A 25611-nucleotide genomic window follows, 5' to 3' on the forward strand; every position below is an offset into this window, starting at 1 on the left:
AAATATAATGCAAAAATTTCTTAGTCTGCTTTTTTCCCGGCGCGCGCTGGCGATTGTGGGCGTTCTGGTTCTGGCGCTGCTGGTCTGGTTTGTCGGGCCGCTGGTGTCATTTGATACCCTGCGCCCGCTGGCCTCCGTGGGTAGCCGGGTAGTGACCATTGCCCTGTTGCTGATGCTGCTGGTACTGTGGCTGGTCAACTGGTCGATGAGTATCATCGGCATCAGTGTCCTGTGCCTGGCGATTGGCTTCGTCACACCGCTGCTGGCCCTGGGCGATGTCCATCCGTTTGCGCCGCTGTGGGTCCGCCTGACATTAATTGGTTTCATCCTGCTGATGTACGCGCTGTACGGCCTGTACCGGCTGTGGCGTGCGCTGCGTATGGATGAACAACTGCTGCGTCGCTTCCTGCATCCGCGCGGGGAAGAGGTACCGGTGGCAGGCGAGATCAAAGCCGACCTGCGCACCGTCAACCATATTGTCACGCAGGCCATCCGGCAGCTGCGGCAGTTGCGGGTGGATATGCCTGGCTGGCGTAAAATCTTCGAGGGAAAACGCTTTCTGTATGAGCTGCCGTGGTTCATGGTGGTCGGCAGTCCCGGCGACGGCAAAACCACGGCCCTGCTGAACACCGGATTGCAGTTCCCGCTGGCGGAGCAAATGGAGCAGACCTCGCGTATCCTGACAGTACCGGGTGGCGGCACGCTACACTGCGACTGGTGGTTTACCAACGAAGCGGTGTTGATTGATACCGCCGGACGCTACGCCCGCCACGATGACGGCGGCGAAGCGAGCGCCGCGCAGCGTAACGCCGGAGAGTGGCAGGGCTTTCTCGGTCTGCTGCGTAAACATCGCCCCGGCGCGCCGCTTAACGGCGTGATCCTGACGCTAAACGTGGCGGATTTAACCGCACAGTCACCGGCGGAACGCCTGGCGGCCTGCGCCGCTCTGCGGGCGCGACTGGCAGAACTGCGCGAGACCCTGGGGATTCGCTTTCCGGTCTATCTGGTGGTCACCAAAATGGATTTGTTGCCGGGGTTCAGCGAATATTTTCGCACGCTGACCAGCCATCTTCGTGCACAAATCTGGGGCTTCACGTTGCCGTACAGCCGCAGGCGAAAAGCGGGCGACCCGCAGGCGCTGCACGCCGCCTGCGCGCAGGAGCTGGCGCGCCTGACGCTGCGGTTGGATCAGGGACTGGATACCCGGTTACAGGAAGAGTACGACCTTAAAAGCCGCCAGCGGCTGTATACCTTCCCGCGTGAGTTCGCCGCCCTCGGCGAGCCGTTGCTGGAGGCTATTGAACAGATCTTCCTCGATTCAAAATTCGATGCCACGCAACTGAATAACACGCTGCGCGGGGTGTTTTTCACCAGCGCCGCGCAGGCGCAGGCCGACGCCGTGGCCGACCAGTTGAGTATCTGGCAGCGCTTTGTCCGGGCGATAAAAACCGCCCGTGGCGAATCCTCCGCCTCTCTCCCACACGCTCTGCCGGACGGCAACCGCAGCTACTTCCTGCATGACCTGCTGACACAGTTTATTTTTCGTGAAGCGCACCTGGTGGAGCCAAACCTCCAGTGGGCCTGGCGTTACCGCCTGCTGCGCCTCGGCGGGCACCTGCTGGTACTGGTGCTGGCATTCCTGTTGTGGCAGGGGATGCAGACCAGCCAGCAGACCAACGGCGACTATCTGAATGAAATCAGCGCCCGCGCGACCCGGCTGGACGGTGATGTGAAAGCCTACACCGGTAAACCGGCGATGGCTCCCGTCCCGGCACTGCTGGACAGCGCAAGGGAACTGTCCGCCTGGCCGGAACTGGACCCGGACGCGCCGCCGCTGACCTGGCGCTACGGCCTGTACAGCGTACCGCCGGTAACCGACAGCGTGGCGTCGCTGTACAACCGCCTGCTGGATCAACTGCTGCTGCCGCCGCTGGTGAAACGGATGGAGTATGTGCTGGCGGACGCCATTGCCCGTCAGGATAGTAAAGCGGCCTACGATGCCCTGCGCATCTATCTGCTACTGAATCTGGATAAAGATCACGAAGATAAATACAACGCGGCGGAGATCCAGTCGTGGGTGATTAACGATCTGGGGAACAGCGACAGCGTGGCCGGGTTCGGCGGGCGCGCCGCCGTGCTGACGCATATCGAAGCGCTGTTTGACGGCAGCCGGGTGGTGCATTCACCGTATGAGAAAGATGAGGCGCTGATCCGCCAGGCGCGGGCATTCCTCGACGGTCACACCAGTACCGAGCGTATCTACGCGCGGGCGCTGGCGGCAATGGAGAGCGAAGCGCCGCAGGAGTTCACGCTGGTACGCGCCGTCGGCGCGGATGCGGGAACGGTGTTTGTGCGTAGCAACGGCGCGCCGCTGGATCGGGGCGTGCCGGGTATTTTTACCCGTGAAGGATACCGGGAGCTGTTCGACAAACGATTACCGGAATTTGTGGCGGCGGCGACGGCGAACGATGGCTGGGTGATGGGCCGGGAGAGTACGCCAAAAAAGCTGACTGACAGCCTGCGCAGCCAGATACCGGGGCAGGAGCAGTCTGTCGCCCGCGAAGTCCGCCGTTTGTACCTGACGGAATATGCCCGCCGCTGGCAGGATTTTCTGGACAGTATCCATAGTATCAACAGTGCCGGGGAAGAGGGCAGTTCCGGCCTGGCTTATGATTTACAGGTGCTGCGCACCCTGGCGTCGCCGGACTCACCGCTGATGCGGCTGGGAAAAGCGGTGGTGGAGCAGACCACGCTGGTGCCGCCGCCGGACCCGCAGGCCAGACAGAAACAACTGGCGCAGCGCGCATCCGGTAACGCGGGGAAAGTGGTACAGACGGCAAAACTGTTCCAGGATATTCACCCGGAAGAACGGCTGGAAAAAACGCTGGTGGATGACCGTTTCGCCGCGCTGCGCGAGGTCATTGCCGGGCGGACGGACGGCGGACAGAGCGGCGGTGGGACGATGCAGATCGCTTCGCTGCTGACCATGCTCAACGAGTATTACACCCAACTGACCATTGCTGATAGCGCGCTGGCGGCGGGGACGTTGCCAGCGCGCATTACTGCCGCAGACAAGTTGCAACTGGAGGCGGCGAAACTGCCTGCGCCGCTGAAAAACATCCTGCTGGATCTGACGAAGCAGGGAACGCGCAAAATCAACGCCGGGACCGGCGACGTGCTGAACACCCAGATGGAGGCGATGATGGGCGACGACTGCCGTGACGCCATCGACGGGCGCTATCCGTTCGCCGACAGTCCGCAGGAGGTCAGCGCCGAGGACTTTAACCGCATCTTCGCCAGCGGCGGCGTACTGGATGCTTTCTGGAGCAAACAACTGGCTCCGCTGGCGGACACCGCCAGCGACCCGTGGCGCTACAAACCGACCGAAGGCAACATGACGTTGCAGGGGCCGGATTTAACGCCGTTTCAGCAGGCGAAGCAGATCCGCAGCGTATTTTTTAACAGCGAGGGCGGGAAAAAATTTTCCTGGTCGATGCAGATTAGCGTGGTGGATATGGACCCGGCCATCACGGAACTGGTGATTGATATCGACGGCCAGGTGCTGCGCTACGCCCATGGTCCGGACCGTCCCCTGAAAGTAACGTGGCCGGGACCGCGCAACGGCTCGATGGCGGAAATCACCGCCAGCCCGCGTATTCGCCAGGACACCTCAACGCTACTGACCGGCGGGCCGTGGGCGCTGTTTCATCTGCTGGACGCCGGAATGGTACAGGAAACGGCGGTGCGGGGGCGTCAACTGGTGGAATATGATTTTGACGGTCGCCGGGTGGTGCTGGAAATCACCGCCGGGCGGGATTTTAACCCGGTCAGCCGGGAGCTGTTGCAGAACTTCAGTTGCCCGGCGAGGGCGCTGTAATGCGCCGGCCAGCAGTGGTATCAGCCCCGGCGATGTTCGGCAGGCTGCCGGACCAGCGCGACTATGTGCGCTGGCGAGTGGGCGCTGAAGAGGGACGAATATGGCAGGACTGGCTGAACCGCCAGACGTGGGTGGGCAGCGGGCGGCATATCGTGTTGCCGGGAGGCCAGACGACCGATGAAGAGCGTGACGGCTGGATGCACCTGTCGCCGCGTGGCGAACATGATATGCCCGCGCCGGAACACCATCCGCTGCCGTGGAGCTTTGTGATGTCGCCGGGATTTTTGCCGATGGGTGGGACGACTGACTGGCTGACCGGAGTGCTGATGGCGTCACGGGATAGCGTGGGGCGCCCGTGGCCGCTGGTGATTTACCAGCGCTGCGGTCGGGAGTGGCTGGACGAGAGTTTGCAGGAGACGCAGGGCTGGCTGTACTGGCTGGCGAGGCTGGCGGCGCAGCATATCACGCCGGACACGATGCGGCGCGGGCGGCTGACCGATCAGGTGGACCAGCTATGGGCGATGTGGCAGCCGGGGCCGTGGTGGGCGCAGTGGCTGCGCGGGTTACGACGTACATCGCAGCGCAGCCGGGAATTGACCGGGCTGCCGGATGAAGCACCGGTAGTAGAACTGCCGGGCGTGCGTTATCTGCCGTGGCCGGGCTGGCCGGGTAAGACGCTGGGGCAGGCAACACCGGGGCAAGGCTGGTTCTGGCAGCAGAACAGTGAAGGGCGGTATGTGGATGCGCTGCGGTTGGTGGATGAAAAAAATAGAGGTCAGATGCTGTGAAAAAGTACGCTGTAGAGGTTCTGTTTATGTCTGCCTGTGCAGGAATGTTCCTGCCCGTATTTGCCTGGGGCGGAACAGATGTAAACATTGATAACCCGCTGGCGGAGTGTGTGGATATCCATCCCGTTCATCGTCAGGAAATGGATAACCTTACCATTCTGAAAACAACGGTCACACTGAAAAAAAGTACCGGTGAATGTGGCTGTTTCTCAACATTAATCAACTATACCAGCTTACTGGCGCAGGATGTTGAGGGTTACGGACGCGGAAGTGCATATTCCCTTCAGGAGGGGAATATCTCACTGGCGAAGATGCAGGGACGTTATCCTTTCAGCTTTGTATTATCGGTGGATAACCAGTCTGTACGGGATCAGAAGCTGGCGCTAATGATACGTTGTACACCACCGCTGTAATACACAGAATAGTCAGAGAGAAGATGATGGCAGTAAGACTGACTTTTGACGGACAAAAGCTGACATGGCCTGGTATCGGGATATTTAAGGCGACCACGGGGTTACCGGATTTACAGTGGCCAGATAAACAGTGTGTGCCGGATGCGGCGATACCGGAAGGGAATTATAAATTGTTTATTCAGTTTCAGGGGGAGGCACCGATAAGAAATGCTGCGGATTGTGATCTGGGACCATCATGGGGCTGGAGTACCATTCCGCGAGGCCAGGCTGCCGGAACATGTGAAATATACTGGGCGAACTGGGGATATAACCGTATCCGGCTGGAATCAGCGGATGAGAAGACCCGAAAAGCCTGTGGGGGCAAGCGGGGTGGTTTTTATATCCATGATTCCACCAAAGGTTACAGCCATGGTTGTATTGAAGTGGAACCGGTGTTTTTCCGTATTCTGAAACAGGAGACGGAAAAAGAAAATGGTGAAAAGACATTTACGGTTAATGTTAAGTATGTTTCTGGTCAGCAAACGAATGGTGGAACAAAACAATAATACCGTTAAAACCGGATCAAATTATCGTGTCTGAACATGCTGTGGTTGACAATGATTACAATGGTGGCCAGATAAGTAACGAGCACCAATGATAAAGTATATGACTGGCGGTGTGCTGGTTATTAATCAAATTTTTATAAAATGCAATGCGAATCTGGTAAGCGTAATAAAAATAAAATCATAATATTGTTATATTCATTTCCTTATTTATGTAATTCAGTATTTATGTTATGTGCTAATTTTTGTGTTTTTATTTTCATGGCTCTTGTCAGCAATATACCCTGTTCTTCTGGTAAATATTTAAATATAACAGGCTGGTTGCATTATAAAGTGCGGGGCACTGTTTCCTGACGGTGAGTCTATTTATTTTAATCCGGTATTAAAGGAGTCACTACCATGAGTTTTGTATCCACAAATAATAAATCCGGTATAGGAGGGCTGACGACAACCACGCCGCCGATAACCGGAGAAAGTGGCGGTGTCACCGCAGATTCAGTCGCCGGAAGCGTGGCAGATGCGGCGGAAGCCGCCGTGGAACAGGCTGCGGGATCGCTGTTTGGCGCATTGCCGGAGCCATCAGGACTGGTGAAAGCCGCGGTGGCAGCGGCGCAGGCCGCCGCCGCAGGTATGGCGCAGGATGCGGTATCGGCCATCGTCTCCGCTGTTGCAGGCGGGCCGGGGGCGCATAATGTGACGGTCAGCGGCAGCGCCGTACCGCCGGGCGCATTACTGTTCGCCAGCCTGGACGGCGGCGAAACATTAAGTGAACTGTTCAGCTATGTGGTACAGCTAAAAACGCCCGACACCCTGAATCTGGGCTATGTCTCCCCGGCGGCCAACCTGCCGCTCAAACCGATGGTGGGCAAAGATCTGTGCGTCAACATCGAACTGGATGGTGGCGGTAAACGACATATCAGCGGGCTGGTCACGGCGGCGCGGGTGGTGGGCCATGAAGGGCGTTCGGTTACCTATGAGCTACGTATGGAGCCGTGGCTGAAACTGCTGACCCATACCAGCGACTACAAAGCATTCCAGAATAAAACCGTGGTGGATATTCTGGATGAAGTGCTGGCGGAATACCCCTACCCGGTGGAAAAGCGGCTGGTGGAAAGCTACCCGGTACGCACCTGGCAGGTGCAGTACGGTGAAACTGATTTTGATTTTCTTCAGCGACTGATGCAGGAGTGGGGCATCTATTGGTGGTTTGAGCACAGTGAGGACAGCCACACGCTGGTGCTGGCGGATGCCATCAGCGCCCACAAAGCATGTCCGGACTCGCCGCTGGTCGAGTGGCACCAGGAAGGGCTGAAGCTGGACAAGGAGTTTATCCACACTATCACGGCAAACGAGAGTCTGCGGACTGGACAGTGGGTGCTGGATGATTTCGATTTTACGAAGCCACGTTCATTGCTGGCAAACACGGTGGCAAACCCGCGTGAAACCGGTCATGCCACCTACGAGCATTATGAGTGGCCGGGAGACTACTTCGACAAGAGTGAAGGCGAGATGCTGACGCGCATTCGTATGGAAGCGCAGCGCAGCCCCGGCAGTCGGGTGCTGGGGGGAGGGAATATCCGCACACTCATGACCGGTTATACCTTCACGCTGGAAAACTATCCCACTGCCGAAGTCAATCAGGAATACCTGCTGATGCAGACCTTGCTGTTTGTGCAGGACAACGCGCAGCACAGCGGGCAGGACCAGCACTTTACCTTTTCCACCCGTTTTGAACTGCACCCCACCCGCGAGGTGTTCCGCCCGCAGCGGACGGTGAGCAAACCCCACACCAAAGGGCCGCAGAGCGCCATCGTCACCGGCCCGGCGGGCCAGGAAATCTGGACGGATCAGTACGGGCGGGTAAAGGTACAGTTTGGCTGGGATCGCTACGGCAAAATGGATGAAAACAGCTCTTGCTGGATACGCGTCAGCTACCCATGGGCGGGCAAAGGCTTCGGGATGATCCAGATCCCGCGTATCGGCCAGGAAGTGCTGGTGGATTTCAAAAACGGCGATCCGGATCTGCCGATCATCGTGGGGCGTACCTACAACCAGGACACCATGCCGCCGTGGGGACTGCCGGGCGCGGCAACACAGAGCGGGATATACAGCCACACTATCGGCGGCGGACCGACCAATGCCAACGCTCTGCGTTTTGAAGATAAACCCGGTAGTGAAGAGGTCTGGCTACATGCTGAAAAAGATCAGCGTATTGAAGTTAATAATAATGAAAGTCACTGGGTGGGGAATAATCGGGTTAAGGTCATTGATCAGTCAGAAATAGCCACTATTGGCGCTGTCCGCGACCATAAAGTTCAGTATGACGATACCTCTCTGGCCGGAGGAAATAAAACCATTCAGACGGTAAAAGAGTTATATCTGGCAGCGGGTGATTCTATTACTCTGAGTTGTGGTGACACCGTTCTGTACATGAGCAGTAAGGGGGAATTTTACGTAACCTGTAAAACGTTCAATATTACTGCAACAGATGCCGATGGTCAGATTAATACTATAAAAGGGCAGCTGGATTTAAATATGAATAAAAGAGAAACCAAAGTGGGAACATTTGGTGAGTCAGAAAAAACAGCAATGGCAGCAGTAATTAAGGAAACTTTCCCACCCAAAGAATAGTTTTTATTTTAGTGCCGGACTTATCAACACTTTCAGACCAAAAAGGATTTTATATAATCATGACGAACTATTATATCAACGAAGCCATCTTGAGTTTCTCCGGTAATATATCCCAGGACAGCACCCTCAATATGATCCGCCTGAGCGATCCGGATGCGGCGCTGATTATCAGCCGCGGCAAAATGCAGGACGGTGATGAACTGGCGTCCCAGGTTGAACAACAGATGAAAAAACTGGAAAAGCAGGTTAAGGAACTGCGTTATACGCCAGCACAGGTTGTCCGGCTGGGTATTGACGGGAAAATGGAGGGGCTGGAAATACAGAGTCAGTTCATCCGGGGTAATGAGCATGTATACCAGTACCAGGCGGTATTTGTGCTACAGAGCAGCCGGGTAATGATGGCCCTGACCTATGCCCGCTCAACAGCGTTAACCGAAGCGGATAGGGGGCGCTGGGCGGATATCAAAAAGAATCTGCGTTTCAGGTTGGACCCGGAAAACACGGCAACCGGACAATAACACAGGGAGTGTGGTATGGGAGAAGCATTCTGGGCGGCAAGGGAAGGCGACGCGCTGCTGCATACGTCCTTTCTGGCAGATCTGGTGGGCAGTGCGCTGGAATTCGCCATCAATGCGGTTATTGATTTTGCGGCACTGGCTGTTGTGGCGCTGGCGACGGGGGCTACGGTGGCAACGCTGGGATGCAGCGCCGTATTACTTGTGGGGACCGTGGTCGGCGCGACGATGTTGCTGAGTGGCGCCGGGGAGAAAATCAGTAAAGCCTGTGAAGACATAGCCAACAGCCTTTTTCCGCCGAAAATTGAGGGATATATCCTGACCGGCTCAGGCGACACCCGGATTAACAGCAAACGGGCGGCGCGGGCGGCGGCAACGGCATTATCACGCCATGATGTGGAAACCCTGGATGCGCAGGCGCAGGCAGAGGCAGAAGAAGAAAAACGCAGGCAGGACGCCAAATCAATGTGGGATGTGGCCGGGGAATATCTGGATGCAGTAAAAGGCCGGGCAGAGAATATGGCTAAGGGCGTCGTTTCCGTGGTGAGCCGGATGGGATCAGCGGAAGGATGGGCCTCGCTGGGAAATGATGCTCTGGCAGAGGCGGGCGATATGCTTTCCGACACGGGCCACTTTATTTCAGAGATGTGGCAGCCCACGGTGGCAACGGCATATCCGGGGTCTGACCCGAAACAGGATGATAAAATCGACTGCCACAAACATCCCTCTTCATTCACCCAGTTTATGGCGCAGAAACTGCAGGCGCTGACGGATGACCCGGTGGGGACGGTACTGGGGGCGATGAACACTTTCGATGTGCTGGAAACCGGTTTTCAGGAGGCAAGCGCGCTTATCGGCAGCGTGTCGAACCTGTTCAAAGGCGACGATGAGCCGCCCGCAGCAGAATATATCGCCGAAGGGACGCGGGATGTGCGTATCAACAGCCAGCCTGCGGCGCGCAGCGGGGTACGCTGTACCTGCGAGGCAAAAGTGGTGGATGAGCCTGAGAACGGCGTACATGTATCCGGTGATGTACGTATCGGCGGGCCGCTTCTGGTGGTACGGGATATCAAAAGCGGTAAGTCACAAATAACCCTGGTGACCACCATTGCGCTGACGTTCATGCAGCCCGGACGGGCGTCAGCTAAAAGTGCCTGCTTTATGATGGGATTGGGCATTAACATGATGGTTCAGAAGGCGGGGAGTGCGCTGAACCGCCCGGTAAACGCCGCCACCGGAGCCAAGTACCTGGCAGGCGATGATGACGTTGATTTCAGTCTGCCCGGCCACTTCCCGCTGGAGTGGCAGCGGACCTACAGCAGCCGTGATGAACGGACGGAGGGGATGTTCGGGCGGGGCTGGAGCGTGCTGTATGAAGTGTGCCTGGAGCGTACGCCGGACAACCCGGATGAAAACTGCATGACGTATGTATCCCCAATGGGACGGCGAATTGACCTGCAGGCGGTGGAGCCGGGGAGCGGTTTTTACAGCCCCGGCGAGGGGCTGGCAGTGCGGCGCAGCGAACAGGGCCACTGGCTTATCAGCAGTGATGACGGCGTGTACAGGCTGTTTGAAGCGGACCCGTTCAGCCCACAGCGTCGGCGGCTGAAAATGCTGGGCGACCGCAACAGTAACTGCCAGCACCTGACCTACGACAACCACGGGCGTCTGGTGGAAATCAGCGGCGATCGGCAGCGCCCCTGCATCCGGCTGCACTATGAGCTGGCAGCGCACCCGCAGCGCGTGACGCGCATCTTCCGCCATTACCCGGAAGGGGAGCCGGAGCTGCTGCGGCGTTACCGCTACGATGAGGCGGGGCGGCTGAACGGGGTGGTGGACAACGCAGGTCAGTATCAGCGCGAGTTTGCGTATGACGACAACGACTGCATGACGATGCACCGGGAGCCGGGCGGCGAACGGTATTACTACTCCTGGGCGTGGTTTGAAGGCCCGGACGATGCGGCGTGGAGGGTGACGGGCCATCATACGGACAGCGGCGAGCAGTACCGTCTGGACTGGAATCTGGCAGAACGTTCGCTGTGCGTGACGGATAGTCTGGGGCGTACGCGCTGCCACTGGTGGGATGCGCAGGGCCTGGTGACGGCGTACCGGGACGAGGCCGGGCAGATGACCACTTTCCGCTGGAGCGATGAAGAGCGGTTACTGCTGGGGATGACGGACGCGCAGGGCGGCAAATGGCGTTATGTCTATGACCGTCTCGGCCATCTGACGGAGACGCATGACCCGCTGGGCCGGGTTGAGCAGACGCAGTGGCATCCGGTGTGGCACCAGCCGGAAACGGAGGTGGATGCCGCGGGGGCGGCGTGGCGTTATGAGTATGATGAGCGGGGCAACCTGCAGGCGGTCAGCGACCCGCTGCACCAGCGCACGGTATACGGGTATGACCGGCACGGCCAGGTGGTGCGGATAACCGACGCGCGGGGCGGAGATAAATACCTGCAGTGGAACGAAGACGGGCAGCTTATGCGCCACACGGACTGTTCTGGCTCGCAGACGGCATGGTTTTATGATGAACGCACGCGGCTGGAAAGGGTGACGGACGCGGAGAGTAACAGTACGCGTTACAGCTATGACGGCAACGGACATCTGACGGAGGTCATGTTCGCGGACGGGCGTACGGAGCGTTACCAGCCGGATGCGGCGGGACGGCTGGTGAAATACACCAGCCCGGCGGGGCAGATAACACGCTGGCAGCGGGACGGCCAGGGGCGGGTGCGCAGGCAGACGGATGCGACGGGTCGCAGGACGGCGTATGAGTACGACGCTTACGGGCGGCTGACCACGCTCACGAACGAGAACGGGGAAAGCTACCGGTTCCGGTACGATGTTCTGGACCGGGTGACGGAACAGACGGACCCCGGCGGCAGCCGCCGGGCATACGGGTATAACGCGCTGAATGCGGTGACGGCGGTGATATACGGCGGGGAGCGCGGGGGAGAAATCCGTCACGGTCTGGAGCGTGATGCGGCGGGGAGGCTGACGGCGAAAACCACGCCGGAGACGCGCACGGAATACCGGTACGACGCGGCGGACCGTCTGCTGGAAATCCGCCGCAGGCGGCATGATGCGGCGGAAGGCGGAGAGCCGGAAGTTATCCGGTTCAGCTATGACAGTGCGGGTAACCTGCTGAGCGAGGAGACGGCGCAGGGCCTGCTGCAGCACCGGTACGATGTTCAGGGCAACCGCACAGAAACGCAGATGCCGGACGGGCGGATGCTGCGGTACCTGTACTACGGGAGCGGCCATCTCCAGCAAATCAACCTGGGGCGTGATGTCATCAGCGAGTTCACGCGCGACCACCTGCACCGTGAGGTGCAGCGGAGCCAGGGGCGGCTGGACACGCGGCGGATGTACGACCGGACGGGCCGGTTAACGCGGAAACTGACCTGTAAAGGAATGCGCGGTGTGGTGCCGGAGACGTTTATTGACCGGGAATATGCGTATAGTGGCCAGGATGAGCTGCTGAAAAAGCGGCACAGCCGGCAGGGGGTGACGGATTATTTTTACGACACGACGGGGCGCATCACGGCGTGCCGGAATGAGGCATACCTGGACAGCTGGCAGTACGACGCGGCGGCGAACCTGCTGGACAGGCGGCAGGGAGAGACCGCGCAGGCGGGTGCAGGCAGCGTGGTGCCGTTCAACCGGATAACGTCATACCGTGGGCTGCATTACCGTTACGATGAATATGGCCGGGTGGTGGAAAAGCGGGGCCGCAACGGCACGCAGCACTACCGCTGGGACGCGGAGCACCGGCTGACGGAAGTGGCGGTCATCCGGGGAAGCACCGTACGGCGTTACGGGTACGTGTACGACGCGCCGGGCAGGCGGGTGGAGAAGCACGAACTGGACGCGGAAGGAAAGCCGTATAACCGGACGACGTTTTTATGGGACGGAATGCGGCTGGCGCAGGAGTGCAGGCTGGGGAGAAGCAGCAGCCTGTATATCTACAGCGACCAGGGGAGCCACGAGCCGCTGGCGCGGGTGGACAGGGCGGCGCCGGGCGAAGCGGATGAGGTGCTGTATTACCATACGGACGTAAACGGCGCGCCGGAGGAGATGACGGACGGCGGGGGCAATATTGTCTGGGAAGCGGGCTATCAGGTATGGGGGAACCTGACGCATGAAAAAGAAACCCGGCCCGTACAGCAGAACCTGCGTTTCCAGGGGCAATATCTGGACAGGGAAACGGGGCTGCATTACAATTTGTACAGATTTTATGATCCGGATATCGGGAAGTTTATATCGGGCGATCCGATAGGGTTAAAAGGCGGGATAAACCTTTATCAGTATGCGCCTAATCCGATTAGATGGATCGATCCATTAGGACTTGATTATACAACCTGGCAAATTCATTCCCCTGGTTATGGTGATGTTGTTCAAAAAGGACTTCATTTTTATGCCCCTGGTGGTGTTGAATTATCTGTAAGACCTGATAATAAAGGTGGTATAACATTTACAAATGCAATCCCAAATGAAGCAGGAAGTCCAAAAGTAACAAAAGCAATTGCATTGGCTAAAGAACATTTTGAAAAAGATGTCAGATTCAGAAATGATATACTGAATAAGGCAAATGAAGCGGTGCAATCTGTTCTTGATCATGCAAAAAGAGAAACTGGATCTTTGCGTGATTTGGCTAATGGTCGATCAAGAGAGTTTCGTGATATTGCCCGAAACGTGGAAAGACATAATACACGTGGAGGGTGTGTATGAAACATAATAAATGGAATCCTGCATTTAAATTGGATGTAATGAATGTTATTAAAGATCTTTCTATTAAAGGTTTATGTGTTGGCTCATCTATTGCTCAACTTCATGAAATAATGGGAGAGCCAGAACTACCAGTGGCAAGAATGGGTAAGAAATCAAAAATATATTATTGGCTTTATGGTAATGTTAGTTTCCTTTCCGAAGGAGACTATGTGATAGCTATAGATATTGATTTTCATAGCAATAGAGAACGGGTGATTACGTTTGATAAGACAATGAATTGGGAGATCAATGATTGGTTAAATTTAGCGAATGAAAATGAATTTGACATAAATAATGATAATAAATTGTTTTATTTAACTCATGATGGCATTTCAATTTGTTTATCTCAAAATGGTAGGCTGGGCATGGTTTCTCTTCGGTGAGAATAAGAGGTGATATTTTATTTTTTAAATATGCCGGGAGATTTAAATTCCCGGCTTTTATTATTTAACCCCCATCAAATCCCGCCTTCGAGCCTGCTCCGCTTAATCACCGGAATATCCCCGGTATCGTTCAGCGCCCCCGGAAAGGTTTTTAGCCACGCTTTCACCTTCTTTTGATTAATAAAAGTCACGCCCATCCCTTCAATACAGACAAAGAGTCCGCGGGTATGCTGCGGCGTGATCACGATGCAATCCCTCATTACCCGCACCTTGACGGGCATCCCGTTAATAAACCCCGCCTGCGGCATCCATTCACCGTACAAACGAACTGAAAGTCTCTCAACGCGTGAGTATGTAAGTATCCCGCATAATCGAGCCATTCACATTTAGAGATCATCCGACATAATCAATCTGCCAACGCAGGAGATCGCTATGCGTAAAGCCCGTATTACTGCGCACCAGATCATCGCTGTGATTAGATCAGTCGAATCCGGACGGACTGTTAAAGATGTCTACCGGGAGGCCGGTATTTCTGAAGCCACCAGGGACAACTGGAGGTCTGGATACGGCGGCAGGGATACGCGTGGAATCACAAAAGGCTCCACCGTATTTACTGTCTGCTCAAGCTGAATTTTCGCCGTAAGGGTAAACAACGGCTGCCGGTACGCAATCCCTCGCCACTGGTCACGCCGGAAGCGCTGAACCAGAGCTGGTTTATGGGCGTCGTTTTCGCACGTTCAATGTTGTTGATGACTGTAATCGTGAAGCGTTGTCGATTGAAATCGATCTGAATCTGCCAGCTCTGCGAGTGGTCCGTGTACTCGACAGGATTACAGCAACCGCGGTTATCCGGCCATGCTGCGTATGGATAAGGGACCGGAATTTATCTCGCTGGCACTGGCTGAATGGGCAAAGAAACATGTAGTAAAGCTGGCGTTTATCCAGCCGGGTAAGCCGAAGAAAAACGTTTTCATCGAGCGTTTTAACCGGACATACCGTACAGAAATACTCAATTCTTATCTGTTCAGAACGCTGAATGAGGTGCGGGAAATTACGGATAAAGGGTTATCAGAATATAACTGCGAACGTCCATATGAATCGCGGAACAATATGATACCGGAGGAATACCGCCAATAACGTTATCTGGCCGGAATCTTAAAAATGCATGGAACTAAAACGGGTCTATTTACAGGGGCACCTGCGATGAATTTCGCTGCACTGAAAAGCGATACCGGATGAGAGTTGCTTCAAATTAATGTGCCATGTTCACGGGGAGGTGGTGCGACGTTTGCATAATCCAGCAAGAACTGAAAGGAAGGGGAGAGCTTTTTCATGCCTGTATAATCAGTCTGGCCTGTGTCAGTCAGCTCTTAGTGTTGAGACTCTCGTTGGAGCGTTATAATTGCTTTTCCGTTTCGGAAAACAAGATTTTCCATTAAAGATCTTCCCTGCGAGGAAAAGTTAACTAATAATCTTACCGTCGAGTTAGGAGATGTAGGAGATGTAGGAGATGTATGTTTAAATATAAACAATGTTGCAACGATGCCTGATAATTATCCTCTCTTCGAAGATAAGTTTCCCACACCCAGTGTGGTGGGTTTCATTGTAATGTTATCACTTGAATGTAAATGGAAGGTATAATTGCTTTTTGACTGGCATTCTATTCCACCCTGACAATACGATGTTAACATCAATGCTGGTTATATTGGCAATAACGCAATTTTTTTCAGATTAAGAGGTGCTCTGATATATAGATTTTTATGACATTACTTGTTTGAATTGGTAACAAATACCAATAAGTACAAGTTGTTATTACCAGCCAGGGATTTTTCCATATGGTAAAATTGTTATGACATCATAACATTCTGGATGTGCGATTTTAACTTAGTTTTAAAGAGGTATTTTTTTCAATGAAAAACATAAAAAAATTAATTATCGCAAGCGTGTTGAGCATGATAACTGCTAGTTGTTATGCTGGTTCAATCGTGGTGGGCTCAGAGCAACAAAGTTCAGTGGATATTGGCTTTGTCTCTCCCCAGCAGTTGAGCGTAACATTTGCTCCAGTGGCGGGCTTAAAGGCTGGGGTGATTAAGTCTAATACGGAGATTGCGACTATTGCAGTTAGTTCTGTTGCTGCTAAACAATTCGCGATCGCAGCGGATTTTAAGGCAAAGGATGTCATGAATGGCGATACATGGACTTTATATGGTAAAAATACTGGCAAAGGAATCAAAGTGTACTTCTATGGTGAGACAACCTCACCAAAGGGGAATGTAAATTACAATGGGCATCAGTGGATCATATATGATATTAACGACAAACTTGGTGTTAAACTAGCTGGAGATCAGAATGTCCCAGCTGATGTCTTCCCAATGACTGTAAACATAGCGGCATATCAAGCTTAATAGTAAGCAACTTCTATTAAGTATTATTAAGTCTTAAAGTATTCCCAGCCACAGGCTTTTCTGTACGGTGAATTTTGGCATGACATTATTCATTCTTGATGTGCTGGGGGATTTTGAAAAGGTGGATTTCCGATGAAAAACATAAAAGATTTAATTATCGCAAGCGCATTGAGCATTATGGCTGCTAGTTGTTATGCTGGCTCGCTCGTGCCGAATACAAGCACTGGCGTGTCGGCGGATGTAAACTTCAGCAATCCTGGACAACTACAAGCACAGCTTACTCCAGTGTCTGGCTTGGTGGCAGGGCCTCATAAGGGGGATGAGGCTATTGCTATACTTTCGGCAAGCGGTTCGAGCAAACAATACGTGGTAACGGGAGATTATTCTAAACCTGAAACAGTGGGCAACGACAGCGATGTGTGGACGGTAATTGGTAAAAGTGGTAATACCATTAAAATTACCTTTGGGGGGGTAGCCTGTGGCTCAAAAGGTTCATTAGTGGATGGTGCTTCGCATAAGTGGTAGATATATAACATGACAGACAAAGTCGCTGTGAAATTGTCTGGATCACAAACGGTAAAGGCTGATACTTATCCAGTGACGATACACATAGCGGAGTATCAAGCTTAATAGTAAACAACTTTTATTGCGCCTTTATTAAGGCGCAATAAATATCAAGTCATACATTTTTTTATAACTTGTAATATGAAAATTATTAGTTTTGGTGTAATGGCGGCTGTTTTATTCGTCTCTAATTCTATAACTCCTCCAGTGTATGCCGCTGAGCAGAAATTAAGTTTAAACACTAAATCATTCAGCGTGAAGCTGGGGGCTACACGGGTGATTTATCACGCTGGTACAGTTGGAGCCACGCTCTCGGTGAGCAACCCGCAGAATTACCCTATTTTGGTTCAGTCTTCAGTCAAAGCAGCAGACAAAAGTTCGCCTGCTCCTTTTTTGGTGATGCCGCCTCTATTTCGTTTAGAAGCGAACCAGCAGAGTCAACTGCGTATTGTCCGTACTGGTGGTGACATGCCAACGGATCGTGAGACTTTACAGTGGGTCTGTGTAAAGGCGGTACCACCCGAAAATGAACCGTCGGATACACAGGCTAAGGGCGCGACCCTTGACCTCAATTTGTCCATCAACGTCTGTGATAAGCTGATTTTCCGCCCGGATGCCGTGAAGGGGACGCCGGAAGATGTTGCAGGAAATTTAAGATGGGTGGAGGCGGGCAACAAACTTAAGGTGGAGAACCCCACCCCGTTTTACATGAATTTAGCCTCCGTCACAGTAGGGGGAAAGCCCATTACAGGGCTTGAGTATATCCCCCCTTTTGCTGACAAAACACTAAATATGCCAGGTAGTGCCCATGGTGATATCGAGTGGAGAGTTATTACTGACTTTGGTGGTGAAAGTCATCCGTTCCACTACGTCCTTAAATAAATCCAGGGGCTTAGCGGCAGAATATGAAGTTCAAACAACCTGCCTTGCTACTGTTTATCGCGGGAGTGGTTCACTGCGCAAATGCGCACACTTACACATTCGATGCATCAATGTTGGGCGATGCAGCGAAAGGGGTTGATATGTCGCTCTTTAACCAGGGGGTACAACAGCCAGGGACTTATCGAGTGGACGTAATGGTGAATGGTAAACGTGTCGACACCCGTGATGTGGTGTTCAAATTAGAAAAGGATGGGCAAGGAACGCCTTTTCTGGCTTCTTGTTTGACGGTCAGTCAGCTTTCACGCTACGGCGTAAAAACGGAAGATTACTCTCAGTTGTGGAAAGCAGCAAAGACCCCAGATGAGTGTGCGGATCTGACCGCCATTCCACAGGCTAAAGCGGTACTGGATATCAATAATCAGCAACTGCAACTGAGTATTCCGCAGTTGGCGTTGCGTCCGGAATTTAAGGGGATCGCTCCAGAAGATCTTTGGGATGATGGTATTCCGGCGTTTCTGATGAACTACAGTGCGGGGACAACGCAGACGGATTACAAAATGGATATGGAGAGGCGTGACAACTCTTCCTGGGTACAACTGCAACCGGGAATCAATATAGGTGCGTGGCGTGTCCGCAATGCGACCAGTTGGCAGCGGAGTAGTCAACTGTCGGGGAAGTGGCAGGCAGCATATACCTATGCTGAGCGTGGACTGTACTCACTAAAAAGTCGTCTGACTCTGGGGCAAAAGACTTCGCAGGGGGAGATATTTGATAGTGTGCCATTTACCGGTGTGATGTTGGCATCGGATGACAACATGGTGCCCTACAGTGAGCGGCAGTTTGCTCCGGTAGTGCGTGGGATTGCCCGCACGCAGGCTCGGGTGGAGGTCAAACAGAATGGTTACACCATTTACAACACCACCGTGGCGCCCGGACCGTTTGCACTGCGGGATCTGTCGGTAACAGACAGTGGTGGTGATCTGCATGTCACCGTGTGGGAGGCCGATGGCAGTACACAAATGTTTGTGGTGCCGTATCAGACCCCGGCGATAGCACTGCACCAGGGATATTTGAAGTACAGCCTGTTGACGGGCCGATACCGATCGTCAGACTCTGCAACGGATAAGGCGCAGATCGCGCAGGCTACGTTGATGTATGGTCTGCCGTGGAATCTCACTGCATACGGCGGTATACAGAGTGCAACGCACTATCAAGCTGCATTGCTTGGTTTGGGGGGATCTCTCGGGCGGTGGGGGAGTTTATCTGTCGATGGAAGCGACACACACAGTCAGCGTCAGGGGGAAGCGGTACAGCAAGGAGCCTCCTGGCGACTGCGTTACAGCAACCAGCTGACTGCGACGGGGACAAATTTTTTTCTGACGAGATGGCAGTATGCCTCGCAGGGCTATAACACCCTATCCGATGTGCTCGACAGTTATCGACATGATGGCAACCGTCTATGGTCGTGGCGGGAAAATTTGCAGCCGAGCTCGCGTACCACCCTGATGTTGAGTCAGTCATGGGGGAGGCATTTGGGCAATCTGAGTTTAACCGGTTCCCGTACCGACTGGCGTAATCGCCCCGGTCATGATGGCAGCTACGGACTGAGTTGGGGAACCTCTATTGGAGGGGGCTCGCTGTCATTGAACTGGAATCAAAACAGAACGCTGTGGCGCAATGGCGAGCACCGTAAAGAGAACATAACCAGCCTGTGGTTCAGTATGCCATTAAGCCGCTGGACGGGGAATAATGTAAGTGCTAGTTGGCAGATGACTTCACCATCACACGGTGGTCAGACGCAACAAGTGGGGGTCAACGGAGAGGCATTCAGTCAGCAACTGGATTGGGAGGTGCGTCAGAGTTACCGTGCCGATGCCCCGCCAGGTGGTGGTAATAACAGCGCATTGCACTTGGCATGGAATGGGGCTTACGGCCTGTTAGGTGGTGACTATAGCTACAGCCGGGCGATGCGCCAGATGGGAGTCAATATCGCGGGAGGTATAGTTATCCACCATCATGGTGTGACGCTGGGGCAACCTTTGCAAGGCTCAGTGGCGCTGGTTGAAGCGCCAGGGGCCTCGGGGGTGCCAGTTGGCGGCTGGCCTGGCGTTAAGACGGATTTTCGTGGCGACACCACAGTGGGCAACCTGAGCGTCTATCAGGAGAATACAGTCAGCCTCGATCCGTCGCAACTACCGGATGACGCAGAGGTCACACAAACCGATGTGCGCGTGGTGCCAACCGAAGGGGCGGTGGTGGAAGCGAAGTTTCACACTCGCATCGGGGCCAGGGCACTGATGACGCTGAAACGGGAAGATGGTAGCGCCATTCCTTTCGGGGCGCAGGTTACAGTCAATGGGCAGGATGGCAGTGCTGCTCTGGTGGATACTGATAGCCAGGTTTATCTCACTGGTCTGGCGGATAAGGGCGAACTGACGGTGAAATGGGGAGCACAGCAATGTCGGGTTAACTACCAGCTACCTGCCCACAAGGGAATCGCGGGCTTGTATCAAATGAGCGGTCTCTGCAGATAGCCGATTCTGAAGGAGAGAACAATGTGGATGAAAATACAGCGAATGAAAACGGTTATCTATAGCGTAACCTTACTGGTCGCTGCCAGTAGCTTGATGCCGATAGCGAACGCCGCAGAAAAACTTCAGACAACGCTACGTGTAGGGGCTTACTTTCGGGCTGGGCACGTGCCAGATGGGATGGTGCTTGCGCAAGGCTGGGTGACTTATCACGGCAGTCACAGCGGGTTTCGGGTATGGAGCGATGAGCAAAAGGCGGGTAATACGCCTGCCGTATTGTTGCTGAGCGGGCAACAGGATCCTCGCCATCACATTCAGGTTCGCCTGGAGGGCGAGGGATGGCAACCAGATACGGTGAGTGGTCGTGGCGCCATTTTAAGAACCGCTGCAGATAACGCCAGTTTCAGTGTGGTCGTTGATGGTAATCAGGAAGTGCCAGCGGACACCTGGACGCTGGATTTTAAGGCCTGTGCATTGACACACGAGGAGGCGTAGACATCTGTTCCACTCATACTTCCTGTATAAGTGAATAAGGCGAATACTGTATATCAGGTTCGAGGATGTATTGAAAATTTACTCAAGGCAAATATGGTTAGCAATCTTCATTGCAGAAAAATCAATTGCTGATTTATTTTAAAATCTGAAATTCATCTTTTTTTGTAGGGAGAGGAATATTATGTTTCGTAAAATAATTTAACGGACACTGATGCCTTTATTATTTTCTGTTTTGTGGATTTGTTTGATTCACTCTTTTGTGAGCAGGGCTTTATAAGCCCCTGGTATAAGGTTTGTTTATCTGTCAGGTATTCATATGTGATATTTAAGATTTTATGTTTAGAGGGCTTTTTCTTGTCCCCTCAGGCGTAAAAATAATTTATTTTTTATATAAAGGAATAAAGCAGATGTCTTATGCACGACATTTACCGGTATTAATGTATCACCATGTCAGTGATAAACCCGGACAGATAACCTTATCTCCCCGTACGTTCCGGGCGCAGATGAAATGGCTGGCTGAATCTGGCTGGAAAACCGTTACCGCAGCAGAGGTGGAAGCTTTTTATCATGGTGCAAGATTGCCTCGTAAAAGCGTCATGCTGACCTTTGATGGCGGCTGGCTGGATAACTGGTTGCAGGTTTTTCCGGTGCTGCAGGAGTTTAATCTGCATGCGCATCTCTTTCTTGTGACCAGTTTGATCAGTGACGGACCGGTCCGTATTCCTGCAGGCGAACCGGTGTACTCTCATGATGAGTGTCAGATGCTGGTTAAACAAGGCCGGGCTGATGAGGTCATGCTGCGCTGGTCAGAGGTCCGGGAGATGCACCTCAGTGGCCTTGTTGAGTTTCACTCGCACACGCACACCCACCGACGCTGGGACCAGAAACCTGTGTCCCGTAATCCGTCGGATTTGCTTCGTGTCGATATTCTTCTTAGTCGTAAGCGGATGAGGGAGATGCTGGGTTGCTGCAGTCAGCATCTGTGCTGGCCTGAGGGCTGGTATTGTTCTGACTATATTCATGTGGCTGAAGAGCTGGGGTTCACATACCTGTATACCACAGAAAGGCGTATGAACAATCCAGTCATCGGTTCACAGCGTATTGGTCGTATCAACACAAAGGAGCGAAAGAATGTGGGCTGGCTGAAACGTCGTCTGTTTTATCACACCACGCCCGGATTTTCTTCGCTGCTGGCCCGGCATAAGGGGGCACGTCGGATAGCTGACTGAGCCGGAGATCAGGATGAAAGTGCTGCATACCGAATCCTCCCCCATCATCGGCGGGCAGGGGTTGTAGGCTATATCCTAAATGATGGTGCTGATTTTGAGCAGAAATAAGATAACACCGGAGGCCGTGATAGACCCGGTTGCGCAGAATCTGGAGGCAGCAGGTCACTGGCGCAGGGCTTCTACCCGCTGGCTTTTGGTCATGGGCGATTTTGAATGTACAGAGGCCCAGCGGGAGTGGTTGTTGTTGCGCCGGAGTTATTGCCTTGCGCAGATATCTTCCCCTGGCGCCAGTAAAGCTGGATATCAGCGACGTGACGAAATGAGAGGAGCCTGCACATAGGTTTGTGTTTTGAGTAAGTGTCTTATTTAAACCGTCTGTTCTGTTTCCTCCGCTTTCACAAATAATATCGAGCCGGGTGGGGGGTACGCAAGTAAGAATAATCTGGCGATGTTTTGCTTGTTTCCACGGGATACTTTGTTAGGTGAACGATGCAATTAATGTGCTCCAGACTGCGTCACAGAAAAGGAGAATGCCTTTGCAGAACGGGTGCATGACAATGAACCACTTTATTATTGAGATCTGGTTCGGCGACAACCTTGACGATCACTTCTGAGATAGGGTATTTACACTGAGTGGTAAACAGGTTCAATTAGTAACCGGAGATGGATGCAAAATCATGATCGATTCAGATGCTATTTTGCAGCCAATAGATTTTTTATTATGATGATATCAAGGACATTGAGGCACACAATGACGCATCAGTAAGTCGTTGATAGCTCCTTTAATATAAGAATTTCTTTTATCAACGGAAGATAATGATGGAACTGATCAATAATCGTGGTATGCGAGACTGGATGATATTTATTAAAGTGGCGGAAGTAGGAAATCTTTCCCGGGCTGCGCGGGAATTAGATATTAGCATTTCTGCTGTCAGTAAATCGCTTAGCCGCCTTGAGAATTCTATTGAGGTTACTTTACTTCGGCGCGATTCACATCACTTAGAACTGACTGGAGCTGGTCAGACAGCCTATGCAAGCATGAAAAGGATAACATCTTCCTTTCAGTCCTTGCTGGATGAATTGCGAAATCCGGATAAAATTATCAGAGGGAGTATAAAATTTTCGGCTCCGGCTATTGTCTGTGAGTTTCTTGCCAATAAGTGGATATGGGAATTTACAGCTAGCTATCCGGATACAAAAATCTACCTAGATTCACGAGAGCGTAGCGATTTTTTTAGTAAATCCCTGGAGTTTGATGAGCTGGTTTTTAAAAGTGGCATAATCGAAAGTGAGGATCTCGTGTATCGAAAGATAAGCCCTTTAAAGTTGGTTCTTTGTGCGAGTCCGAAATATATCAGAAAATATGGCAGGATCTCACATCTTGGCGATTTGGAAAATCACATTATTGTGGGTCTTCACAACCATGGTCTTTCCGGACCTCTTACTCTTTTCCGTCAAGATGAATCATACACTATTAGTGGCGCTGTTAATGTTCATTTATCTTCCAATAATCTTTTGAGTGTTCTTAATTTGGTTTTAGAAGGAAAGGGTATCAACCTCATGACTCCGGCCTGGCTTGCCACCAAATACTTAAAAATAATGAACTTGAAATTATACTTCCTGAATGGAGGGTTCCAGATCTCCCCATTTATCTTGTATGGCGTCATCGTCAGTATTATTCTCCTTTATTTCAACGCTTTCTGTCTTTTATTGAAGATAAATGGAATAATCGCCCACAAATTGATTTTCTGAATGATGATTAACCCGTTTGGAATGGTTTTGACACGTTCCTGACTTAAACCCACATGATGATGACTGAATTGAGGCATCGAGATATGCGACTGGTCAGCCAGTCGTCTTTTGACGATGCCCAATACAAAACATGATGCCGACTGACGGAAATGATAATATCCGGAAACAGGACGGGACTGTTTTTGGGCAGCCGGAATTTAAGCCCATACCAGAAACGTTGCAGTGTACTGAAAAATGGCGCCAGGTTGCACCTGTTCAAAGATTTTCTGAAGGCGCAGGAGTATTCATTACTGATATCCTCCATTGCGCCTTCGGGAACCCACAGGACCAGCTATTTTACCAATAGTGTTTAAAAGGCGTAAGTAATGCCGAGCATGAAGTCATTGGAGGCAGCCTTTGTGTCTGCATCATAAGCGGTATGTTCATCACCAGCATAGTGATTTTTTGAAATGCTTACTTTGCCAGCATTAATGTATTTATAACTGGCGTCAATCATAATATTATCTGTTACAGCATATTTTGCACCGATACCTGCGCCCCAGGCAAAGTTATTTTTTGAAGCAGACAGAGTTTCATTAATACCAAAACCAACAGGAATGGTGTTATTACTTAGCTTCACATGAGCGAGGCCAACGCCTGCGCTGATATAGGGAGTAAATGCCGTACTATTGTGAAAATCATAATAGCCATTAACCATGTAAGTGGTCATTCGGACCTGATTTTTTACATTTATGTGTACTGGATCACCAAATGCAATAATATCCTGCCCGCCTTTAGCATCCGTCTCACCTCTGAAAGTGGTATCCAGTTCTAAACGTACTGGAAGCTGGAATGGATCATAAAAGTCATAACCGATAGCAACCCCGCCGCCAAAAACGCCTTTGGTACGGTCAGGTAACGTTGCATGACCATTGACTATCTCATCCTGGCTGAAGGTTGAGTTGATTCCATAGACATTGACTACGGATGTCCCCGCTTTCCCGGTGATATAGATCCCTTCTTTTGCTGATGCAGTAGCGGACCAGGCTACCACAAGGGGAATGATGCAGACTGCGAAAAAGTTTTTCATTTCAGAACCTGCCTTAATATTGGGCTAAAAGACAAGTTTCACGGTATAGGGTGTGATATAACGATTACATAAACGAAGCCCAAAAAACGGTCTATTGTAACGCTGGGTTTTCTGTAAGCGGGTAAAAAATGAGATGAAGATTTTAAATAACAATACGATAATCGTCGGTATGGAAATCCATCTCCTCGCCAAATTGCCCCACGTACGGTTTCACTTCTACGTTATGTAACGGGTAGTGTGAGATGGAGCGATGCTGTAAGAAAAAGATGAAGATGAATTTGTACCCGACCTGGATAAAGCCCGTTATCCCGGAATAACGGGCAAAAATATTTACTCAAGTGCCTGGGCGAGATCTTGTTGTACCTGTTGACGCTGTTCTGGTGTTAAGACTTTGCTTAAATCAAAATAATATTTAACCCGATAATAGCGAGCCTGTTGTTCTATGTTACTGAAGGCTGCAAGCTGCTGTTTTACGGCGGCGTCATCCCATTTACCGGATTTAATCACCTCTATCAGCGCACCGTCTTTAATTCCCTTCATAGAAATCTGACTGACGTCGGTTTCCAGTTGTTGGTGAAGTTTTTTGATCCGGGTAATCTGATCGTTTGTTAGCTTCAGATGCTGGACAATAGGATCCTGGGCGGGCAGGGGAGGATTGGGGACAGCGGTGGCGAAAGCGCCAAAAGAAACGCCCGCCAGAGTCGCTGCCAGTAAAGTTGTGCGTACAAAGTTTTTCATGAAGATATCCTGATAAGGGAGTGA

The 25611-nt window shown here is 52.3% G+C and carries 19 protein-coding genes and 3 pseudogenes; 19 read left to right on the plus strand and 3 right to left on the minus strand.

Annotated features, from left to right (window positions below):
- Positions 1-7: 7 nt before the first annotated feature.
- The 8 genes from tssM to ACFK9X_RS05885 all read left to right on the plus strand — a co-directional run bounded on the left by tssM (position 8) and on the right by ACFK9X_RS05885 (position 13922).
- Positions 8-3877 (plus strand): type VI secretion system membrane subunit TssM, encoded by a 3870-nt coding sequence (gene tssM / locus ACFK9X_RS05850; protein WP_023197901.1) that lies wholly within the window; start codon positions 8-10, stop codon positions 3875-3877.
- Positions 3877-4665, plus strand: a complete 789-nt coding sequence (locus ACFK9X_RS05855) for a TagF domain-containing protein (protein ID WP_151115843.1) — start codon at positions 3877-3879, stop codon at positions 4663-4665. The genes tssM and ACFK9X_RS05855 overlap by 1 nt, the downstream gene beginning before the upstream one ends.
- On the plus strand, positions 4662-5078 hold the full coding sequence (locus tag ACFK9X_RS05860) for a DUF2195 family protein (protein ID WP_001596567.1): 417 nt from the start codon (positions 4662-4664) through the stop codon (positions 5076-5078). Before ACFK9X_RS05855 ends, ACFK9X_RS05860 begins: the two co-directional genes overlap by 4 nt.
- Before the next feature lie 23 nt (positions 5079-5101).
- Positions 5102-5623: a DUF2778 domain-containing protein gene (locus ACFK9X_RS05865; RefSeq protein WP_000968384.1), complete on the plus strand. Its 522-nt coding sequence runs from the start codon at positions 5102-5104 to the stop codon at positions 5621-5623.
- A 396-nt stretch (positions 5624-6019) separates the two neighbouring features.
- Positions 6020-8251, plus strand: coding sequence for a type VI secretion system Vgr family protein (locus ACFK9X_RS05870; RefSeq protein WP_151115845.1), 2232 nt, complete (start codon positions 6020-6022; stop codon positions 8249-8251).
- A 59-nt stretch (positions 8252-8310) separates the two neighbouring features.
- Entirely contained in the window at positions 8311-8769 is a 459-nt protein-coding gene (locus ACFK9X_RS05875; RefSeq protein ID WP_000186513.1) for a DcrB-related protein, read from the plus strand.
- A 15-nt stretch (positions 8770-8784) separates the two neighbouring features.
- Positions 8785-13500, plus strand: coding sequence for an RHS repeat-associated core domain-containing protein (locus ACFK9X_RS05880; RefSeq protein ID WP_225321147.1), 4716 nt, complete (start codon positions 8785-8787; stop codon positions 13498-13500).
- Positions 13497-13922 carry a hypothetical protein gene (locus ACFK9X_RS05885; protein ID WP_000682228.1) on the plus strand — a complete coding sequence of 142 codons (426 nt, stop codon included), beginning with the start codon at positions 13497-13499 and terminating at the stop codon, positions 13920-13922. The genes ACFK9X_RS05880 and ACFK9X_RS05885 overlap by 4 nt, the downstream gene beginning before the upstream one ends.
- Positions 13923-13996: 74 nt before the next feature.
- On the opposite strand, the gene ACFK9X_RS05890 is transcribed toward ACFK9X_RS05885, so the two are convergent.
- Positions 13997-14302 carry a SymE family type I addiction module toxin gene (locus tag ACFK9X_RS05890; RefSeq protein ID WP_010989118.1) on the minus strand — a complete coding sequence of 102 codons (306 nt, stop codon included), beginning with the start codon at positions 14300-14302 and terminating at the stop codon, positions 13997-13999.
- Between the two features lie 52 nt (positions 14303-14354).
- Between ACFK9X_RS05890 and ACFK9X_RS05895 the strand changes: the two genes are divergently transcribed.
- The 11 genes and pseudogenes from ACFK9X_RS05895 (at position 14355) to ACFK9X_RS05945 (ending at position 24126) form a co-directional block, all read left to right on the plus strand.
- Positions 14355-14552, plus strand: coding sequence for a transposase (locus ACFK9X_RS05895; protein ID WP_001224073.1), 198 nt, complete (start codon positions 14355-14357; stop codon positions 14550-14552).
- Positions 14486-15059: pseudogene (locus ACFK9X_RS05900) on the plus strand (integrase core domain-containing protein); the annotation flags it as partial. The gene ACFK9X_RS05895 and the pseudogene ACFK9X_RS05900, both read left to right, overlap by 67 nt.
- A gap of 773 nt (positions 15060-15832) precedes the next feature.
- A complete protein-coding gene (locus ACFK9X_RS05905) occupies positions 15833-16327 on the plus strand; it encodes a hypothetical protein (RefSeq protein ID WP_151115847.1) in 495 nt (164 codons plus the stop codon).
- A gap of 132 nt (positions 16328-16459) precedes the next feature.
- Positions 16460-16852, plus strand: a complete 393-nt coding sequence (locus ACFK9X_RS05910) for a Saf-pilin pilus formation protein SafA (RefSeq protein WP_225321148.1) — start codon at positions 16460-16462, stop codon at positions 16850-16852.
- Positions 16853-17032: 180 nt separating this feature from the next.
- Positions 17033-17773 (plus strand): pili assembly chaperone SafB, encoded by a 741-nt coding sequence (safB, locus tag ACFK9X_RS05915; RefSeq protein ID WP_000691914.1) that lies wholly within the window; start codon positions 17033-17035, stop codon positions 17771-17773.
- Between the two features lie 23 nt (positions 17774-17796).
- Positions 17797-20307, plus strand: coding sequence for a fimbrial biogenesis outer membrane usher protein (locus ACFK9X_RS05920; RefSeq protein WP_151115849.1), 2511 nt, complete (start codon positions 17797-17799; stop codon positions 20305-20307).
- Positions 20308-20328: 21 nt separating this feature from the next.
- Positions 20329-20799 (plus strand): AfaD family invasin, encoded by a 471-nt coding sequence (afaD, locus tag ACFK9X_RS05925; RefSeq protein WP_000266929.1) that lies wholly within the window; start codon positions 20329-20331, stop codon positions 20797-20799.
- A gap of 407 nt (positions 20800-21206) precedes the next feature.
- The gene (locus ACFK9X_RS05930) at positions 21207-22028 is read left to right on the plus strand and encodes a polysaccharide deacetylase family protein (RefSeq protein ID WP_023200514.1); all 822 of its coding nucleotides are present in this window, start codon (positions 21207-21209) and stop codon (positions 22026-22028) included.
- Positions 22029-22110: 82 nt separating this feature from the next.
- Positions 22111-22348, plus strand: a pseudogene (locus ACFK9X_RS05935) (PerC family transcriptional regulator); the annotation flags it as partial.
- Between the two features lie 496 nt (positions 22349-22844).
- Positions 22845-23791, plus strand: a pseudogene (locus ACFK9X_RS05940) (LysR family transcriptional regulator).
- 119 nt (positions 23792-23910) lie between these two features.
- Positions 23911-24126, plus strand: coding sequence for a hypothetical protein (locus tag ACFK9X_RS05945; protein WP_031626858.1), 216 nt, complete (start codon positions 23911-23913; stop codon positions 24124-24126).
- Positions 24127-24129: 3 nt separating this feature from the next.
- On the opposite strand, the gene pagN is transcribed toward ACFK9X_RS05945, so the two are convergent.
- Both pagN and ACFK9X_RS05955 read right to left on the minus strand, forming a co-directional pair.
- A complete protein-coding gene (pagN, locus tag ACFK9X_RS05950; protein ID WP_000787603.1) occupies positions 24130-24849 on the minus strand; it encodes an adhesin/invasin protein PagN in 720 nt (239 codons plus the stop codon).
- 330 nt (positions 24850-25179) lie between these two features.
- Positions 25180-25587, minus strand: a complete 408-nt coding sequence (locus ACFK9X_RS05955; RefSeq protein ID WP_000788200.1) for a Spy/CpxP family protein refolding chaperone — start codon at positions 25585-25587, stop codon at positions 25180-25182.
- Between the last annotated feature and the right edge of the window lie 24 nt (positions 25588-25611).

The organism is Salmonella sp. WC3 (assembly GCF_042932255.1).
GTDB lineage: Bacteria > Pseudomonadota > Gammaproteobacteria > Enterobacterales > Enterobacteriaceae > Salmonella > Salmonella enterica.

Coding starts and splice junctions, on each gene's coding strand:
- ACFK9X_RS05920 (WP_151115849.1), top strand. CDS start 17,797: ATGAAGTTCAAACAACCTGCCTTGCTACTGTTTATCGCGGGAGTGGTT.
- ACFK9X_RS05890 (WP_010989118.1), bottom strand. CDS start 14,302: ATGGCTCGATTATGCGGGATACTTACATACTCACGCGTTGAGAGACTT.
- afaD (WP_000266929.1), top strand. CDS start 20,329: ATGTGGATGAAAATACAGCGAATGAAAACGGTTATCTATAGCGTAACC.
- pagN (WP_000787603.1), bottom strand. CDS start 24,849: ATGAAAAACTTTTTCGCAGTCTGCATCATTCCCCTTGTGGTAGCCTGG.
- ACFK9X_RS05910 (WP_225321148.1), top strand. CDS start 16,460: ATGAAAAACATAAAAGATTTAATTATCGCAAGCGCATTGAGCATTATG.
- safB (WP_000691914.1), top strand. CDS start 17,033: ATGAAAATTATTAGTTTTGGTGTAATGGCGGCTGTTTTATTCGTCTCT.
- ACFK9X_RS05885 (WP_000682228.1), top strand. CDS start 13,497: ATGAAACATAATAAATGGAATCCTGCATTTAAATTGGATGTAATGAAT.
- ACFK9X_RS05895 (WP_001224073.1), top strand. CDS start 14,355: ATGCGTAAAGCCCGTATTACTGCGCACCAGATCATCGCTGTGATTAGA.
- tssM (WP_023197901.1), top strand. CDS start 8: ATGCAAAAATTTCTTAGTCTGCTTTTTTCCCGGCGCGCGCTGGCGATT.
- ACFK9X_RS05880 (WP_225321147.1), top strand. CDS start 8,785: ATGGGAGAAGCATTCTGGGCGGCAAGGGAAGGCGACGCGCTGCTGCAT.
- ACFK9X_RS05905 (WP_151115847.1), top strand. CDS start 15,833: ATGAAAAACATAAAAAAATTAATTATCGCAAGCGTGTTGAGCATGATA.
- ACFK9X_RS05945 (WP_031626858.1), top strand. CDS start 23,911: ATGATGCCGACTGACGGAAATGATAATATCCGGAAACAGGACGGGACT.
- ACFK9X_RS05865 (WP_000968384.1), top strand. CDS start 5,102: ATGATGGCAGTAAGACTGACTTTTGACGGACAAAAGCTGACATGGCCT.
- ACFK9X_RS05870 (WP_151115845.1), top strand. CDS start 6,020: ATGAGTTTTGTATCCACAAATAATAAATCCGGTATAGGAGGGCTGACG.
- ACFK9X_RS05855 (WP_151115843.1), top strand. CDS start 3,877: ATGCGCCGGCCAGCAGTGGTATCAGCCCCGGCGATGTTCGGCAGGCTG.
- ACFK9X_RS05955 (WP_000788200.1), bottom strand. CDS start 25,587: ATGAAAAACTTTGTACGCACAACTTTACTGGCAGCGACTCTGGCGGGC.
- ACFK9X_RS05875 (WP_000186513.1), top strand. CDS start 8,311: ATGACGAACTATTATATCAACGAAGCCATCTTGAGTTTCTCCGGTAAT.
- ACFK9X_RS05930 (WP_023200514.1), top strand. CDS start 21,207: ATGTCTTATGCACGACATTTACCGGTATTAATGTATCACCATGTCAGT.